This window comes from Microbacterium sp. UBA3394 (assembly GCF_002358725.1).
Taxonomy (GTDB): domain Bacteria; phylum Actinomycetota; class Actinomycetes; order Actinomycetales; family Microbacteriaceae; genus Microbacterium; species Microbacterium luteum.
This window is the reverse complement of sequence record NZ_DEPK01000015.1, coordinates 1-4,589: the sequence shown is the minus strand read 5'-3', so window position 1 is coordinate 4,589 and position 4,589 is coordinate 1. Positions and strand designations below refer to the sequence as shown.

Below are 4,589 nucleotides of genomic sequence, written 5' to 3'. Positions count from 1 at the left end.
TCTCCAGAGCCATGTCCGTCTCCTCCTCGCGAGCCCCATACTCGCGATATATCGTGACCCGAACATAACACGATATATCGCGATGCGGAAGGGTTTTGCGCGCCGAAACACACCTTCGGGCGCGAAACACCACGCGTTGCGGTGTTTCTCGCGCCCGAACGTATTTATCACCGGATGCGCGGGCGCGGGCCGCGGGCGGGCGGACCGGCGGGCGAGCGGGCTGGGGCGGGGTTGACATTGACGTTGCGTCAACGTTTAGCGTCGGTGGCGTGGAAAGGACGGGCATGGAATGGTCGATTCACGAGGTCGCGCGCCTGACCGGCACGACGAGCCGCACCCTGCGTCACTACGACGACATCGGGCTGCTGGTGCCATCGCGCGTCGGCTCCAACGGCTACCGGCACTACGACGATGGCGCGCTCGTGCGTCTGCAGCGCATCCTGCTGCTCCGCGATCTGGGAGTCGGCCTGTCGCGTATCGCCGAGGTGCTGGAACGACGCACGGACCCCGCGGAGGCGCTGCGGGTGCACCTGGACTGGCTGCGACGCGAGCAGGAGCGCACGTCGCAGCAGATCGCCTCCGTGGAGGCGACCATCGCATCCCTGGAAGGAGGTGAACAGATCATGGCGGAGAAGATGTTCGACGGCTTCGACCACACGCGTTACCGCGACGAGGTCGAGCAGCGCTGGGGCAGCGACGCGTACGCGCGAAGCGATGCCTGGTGGAGCGGAATGGATGCCGCCGAGAAGGCGACGTGGCAGGAGCGCACCGCGCAGCTGGCGCGCGACTGGGTCGCCGTCGCAGAGAGCGGCGTCGCACCCGGCTCGGACGAGGCGCAGGCGCTCGCCGCCCGGCACGTCGCGTGGCTGCGGAGCGTTCCCGGCACGCCGGCAGCCGACCCGGGCGGCGACGTGAGGGGATACGTCCTCGGCCTCGCCGACATGTACGTCGCGGACCCGCGTTTCGGCGCGAACTACGCGACGGCAGCCGGCGGCACCGAAGGCGCTGAGTTCGTGCGCGACGCGCTGCGCGCTTACGCCGACGCGCACCTGCCCGGTGCGCACGCGTGACGGTCGGAAACGACGGATGCCGCGACCCCGAGGGGCCGCGGCATCCGTGTCATGAGACGGAAGTCAGGGGCGCCGACTTCCGCTGATCACCCGGAACAGCAGAGCGATGAGCGCGATGATGCCGACGATCAGCGCCACCCACAGCAGCCAGCTGAGGGCTTCACCCAGACCGCCGACGATCGCGAGCACGATCGCGACGACGATGATGATGATCAGTGCGAGGTTCATGAAGGGCTCCTCTTCAGTGGTCGACTGCGCGCGGGGTGCGGCGGCCGGATGCCTCGTGGGCACAATGACGACAGTGGCACCGGAACGGCGCCGGCCCCAGGGGGTTGACGGCGTCAGAAATCCGGTGGTAGGTCCATGCGACGGCGTCGCGAGCTGTCGTGTCCGGGGCTCGCCCTCGTGTCAACCCCGCTTCACAGCCACGCGCTCGGCAGTAGCGTCTCGATATTCGAACGGAGGAGGTCGTCATGCCCGAAGGACGCGGGTCGAACCTGAAGAACCCCGATATGTACGAAGAGCTGCGCAAAGACGGTGCGTCGAAGGAGAAGGCCGCGCGCATCTCCAACGCCGCGGCGAACGAGGGCAAGAGCACCGTCGGCCGTCGCGGCGGCGAGTCGGGCAGCTACGAGGACTGGACCGTCGACGACCTGAAGAAGCGCGCCAAGGAACTGGGACTGAGCGGCTACTCCGACAAGCGCAAGGCGGAGCTGATCTCCCTGCTGCGCAACCACTGACCGTCGATGGTGCGACTGGTCCGGGTTCATCCGACCGATGACCCGGGGATCACCCGCGTGCGCTCGCGCAACGGATTCCGCTACGTCGACCCGAGCGGAGACGACATCGGGGCAGAGGATCGTCGGCGCGTCGAACAGCTGGTGATCCCGCCGGCGTGGGAAGAGGTCTGGGTGTGCACCGAGGACTGCGGGCACATCCAGGCGGTGGGCATCGATGATGCCGGGCGTCGCCAGTACATCTACCACCCGAAGTGGCGCGAGCGTCGCGACAGCCGCAAGTTCGCCCGCGCGCTGGATCTGGCCGGCGCGCTTCCGCACGCGCGACGGCAGGCGACGACCGCCTTGCGACGCGACGCGCTCGATCGGGAGAAGGTGCTCGGAGCGGCGTTCAAGCTGCTCGACGAGGGAGCCCCGCGCATCGGCTCCGCCCGCTACCTCGAACGCCACGGCAGCCGAGGGCTGACGACCCTGCAGCGGCGCGACGCCGAGGTCGACGGCACGGTGGTCACGCTGTCCTTCCCGGCCAAGAGCGGTCAGCGCGCGCACATCCAGATCGACGACGCCGACCTCGCGCCGGTGATCGCCGACCTCGCGGCCGGTCGCGCGCGTTCGCACCTGCTCTCCTACCGGAAGGGTCGCCGACGCGCCCCGCTCAGTCCGACCGACGTCAATGCGCACGTGCGGGCGCTCACCGGCGGGCTGTTCACGGCGAAGGACTTCCGAACGCTCCGCGGCACCATCCTCGCCGCCGAGGCCCTTGCCCGCATGGGAACGGTGGACACCGAGCGTGAGCGCAAGCGCGCCGAAACGCTCGCCGTGCGTGCCACCTCCGAGGCGCTCGGGAACACCCCGGCCGTCGCCCGCGCCTCGTACATCGATCCGCGGGTCTTCCGCCGGTACGCCCGAGGTGACCTGCTCGACCTGTCGGTGCGGCCCGAGTCGGCGATCCGCAAGCTCATCCTCGGCTGACGGTCCGGACTATCGTGGGCGCGTGACCCGATCCCCGCTCGTGCGCCCGCGCATGCTCGGCGCGGTCGTCGCGGGAGGAATCCTCGGCGTGGCGTTGCGGGAGCTGGCGCTGCTCCCGTTCGCCGGGCAGGCCACGACGCCGCTCCTCGTCGCAACCGTCGCGGTGAACGTGGCCGGATCGTTCCTCCTCGGCTTCGTTGTCGCCGCGCTCGGCGACCGGCACCCGCTGTGGCGGGCCTTCGCGGGCACCGGGGCGCTCGGGGGGTTCACGACGTACAGTGCGTTCGCGGTGGCCGGGGCGCAGACCCTCGCGGTCGCGCCGCTGTGGGGGATGCTGCTGGTGGCCGGCGCCGTCACGCTCGGCCTGGTCGCCGCGATGGCCGGGGTGGCGATCACACGCCGATGGCGCTTGCGTCAGGGGAACGCCGCATGAGCGTCGGACTGTTCCTGATCGTCGCCGCGGCCGGAGGGGCCGGCGCGGGCCTCCGCTACCTCGTGGATGTGCTCGTCACGGCGCGCACGCCCGCGAGATTCCCGCTCGGCATCTTCGTCGTCAACGCCGTCGGGTCGTTCGTCCTGGGGCTTGTCACCGCATTCGCCGGCCAGGTGTTCCCGGGCGACGTGGCCACGATCCTCGGGACGGGGCTGCTCGGGGGCTTCACCACCTTCAGCACCGTCTCGGTCGACACCGCGCTGCTGTTCGGCGACGGCGAGGCGCGGCGCGCCTGGCTCAACGTCGCCGGCACCGCGGTGGTGTGCGTGGCCGCAGCCGCGGTCGGAATCGGTCTCGGCGCGCTGGTGATGTGAGGTTCTGCTTCGGGGGATATCCCCCGGAGATCACGGGTGCAGCCCGTGAAATACTGAACCGGATACATCCGAGTATCGTCGCCCGCACCGCAGCCCCCTTTCAAAGGTCACACGTGTCGAATCTCGCCGTCCTGAGCCTCAAGAACCGCGCGCTGATCGCTCTGATCACCATCGTCGCCGCCATCTTCGGCGGCATCGCGCTCAACAGCCTCAAGCAGGAACTGATCCCCACGATCGAGTTCCCCGCCCTCATCGTGGTCTCCACCTACCCGGGTGCCTCGCCGGAGGTGGTCAACACCGACGTCTCCACGCCGATCGAGTCGGCGATCCAGGGCGTCCCCGGGCTGGAGTCGAGCACGGCGACCAGCACCACGAACGCGTCGATCGTGCAGGCGTCCTTCGACTACGACACCGATCTCGCCACGGCCGAGCAGAAGATGACGCAGGCGATCAACCGCATCTCGTCGCAGCTGCCCGACGGAGTCGAGCCCAACGTCATCTCCGCGAGCATCGACGACTTCCCGGTCATCCAGCTCGCCGTCACCGGCTACGACGACGCCGAGAGCATCCAGGCGCAGCTCGAGTCCAGCGTCATCCCCGACATCGAAGACGTGGACGGGGTCGATTCCGCCGAGGTCGTCGGTGCGATCGGTCAGCGCATCACGATCACTCCGGATGACGCCGAACTGGCTGCGGCGGGCTACACGCAGCAGGCGATCACCGATGCCCTCGATCAGAACGGCGTGCTCTTCCCGGGTGGCGAGATCACCGAGGACGGGGAGACCCTCACGGTCCAGACCGGCGTGAAGATCACCAGCGTCGACGAGGTCGGGCAGCTGCCCCTCGTGCCCGGCGACGCGGAACAGGCGCAGGCGGGCCTGGTCACCATCGGCGATGTCGCCGAGGTGCAGCTCACCGAGGACCCGCAGACGAGCATCTCCCGGGTCGACGGCGAACCCGCCCTCACGATCGCCGTCACCAAGCTCCCCGCCGCGAACACGGT

At 69.4% G+C, this 4,589-nt stretch carries 7 protein-coding genes; 6 read left to right on the top strand and 1 reads right to left on the bottom strand.

The window, feature by feature from the left end; translation table 11 throughout:
- The first annotated feature begins 284 nt into the window (after positions 1-284).
- Positions 285-1,070: a MerR family transcriptional regulator gene (locus tag B4E30_RS00655; protein WP_286793067.1), complete on the top strand. Its 786-nt coding sequence runs from the start codon at positions 285-287 to the stop codon at positions 1,068-1,070.
- Between the two features lie 63 nt (positions 1,071-1,133).
- Here the strand turns inward: B4E30_RS00655 and B4E30_RS00650 are convergent, their stop codons facing one another.
- Positions 1,134-1,298, bottom strand: coding sequence for a hypothetical protein (locus tag B4E30_RS00650; RefSeq protein ID WP_176759463.1), 165 nt, complete (start codon positions 1,296-1,298; stop codon positions 1,134-1,136).
- A 245-nt stretch (positions 1,299-1,543) separates the two neighbouring features.
- Here B4E30_RS00650 and B4E30_RS00645 point away from each other — a divergent pair, with 245 nt between their 5' ends.
- The 5 genes from B4E30_RS00645 to B4E30_RS00625 all read left to right on the top strand — a co-directional run.
- A complete protein-coding gene (locus B4E30_RS00645; RefSeq protein ID WP_194384328.1) occupies positions 1,544-1,810 on the top strand; it encodes an SAP domain-containing protein in 267 nt (88 codons plus the stop codon).
- A gap of 6 nt (positions 1,811-1,816) precedes the next feature.
- Positions 1,817-2,779, top strand: a complete 963-nt coding sequence (locus tag B4E30_RS00640; protein WP_286793065.1) for a DNA topoisomerase IB — start codon at positions 1,817-1,819, stop codon at positions 2,777-2,779.
- A gap of 22 nt (positions 2,780-2,801) precedes the next feature.
- Positions 2,802-3,212 (top strand): fluoride efflux transporter FluC, encoded by a 411-nt coding sequence (locus B4E30_RS00635; RefSeq protein WP_286793064.1) that lies wholly within the window; start codon positions 2,802-2,804, stop codon positions 3,210-3,212.
- The gene (locus B4E30_RS00630; RefSeq protein WP_286793062.1) at positions 3,209-3,586 is read left to right on the top strand and encodes a fluoride efflux transporter FluC; all 378 of its coding nucleotides are present in this window, start codon (positions 3,209-3,211) and stop codon (positions 3,584-3,586) included. The genes B4E30_RS00635 and B4E30_RS00630 overlap by 4 nt, the downstream gene beginning before the upstream one ends.
- Positions 3,587-3,699: 113 nt before the next feature.
- Positions 3,700-4,589: efflux RND transporter permease subunit (locus tag B4E30_RS00625; protein ID WP_286793060.1), on the top strand; the 890-nt coding region annotated here is incomplete at its 3' end.

What these genes read in the sequence shown, in the direction of transcription:
- B4E30_RS00655 (WP_286793067.1), top strand. Translation starts at nt 285, where the DNA reads ATGGAATGGTCGATTCACGAGGTCGCGCGCCTGACCGGCACGACGAGC.
- B4E30_RS00645 (WP_194384328.1), top strand. Translation starts at nt 1,544, where the DNA reads ATGCCCGAAGGACGCGGGTCGAACCTGAAGAACCCCGATATGTACGAA.
- B4E30_RS00640 (WP_286793065.1), top strand. Translation starts at nt 1,817, where the DNA reads ATGGTGCGACTGGTCCGGGTTCATCCGACCGATGACCCGGGGATCACC.
- B4E30_RS00630 (WP_286793062.1), top strand. Translation starts at nt 3,209, where the DNA reads ATGAGCGTCGGACTGTTCCTGATCGTCGCCGCGGCCGGAGGGGCCGGC.
- B4E30_RS00650 (WP_176759463.1), bottom strand. Translation starts at nt 1,298, where the DNA reads ATGAACCTCGCACTGATCATCATCATCGTCGTCGCGATCGTGCTCGCG.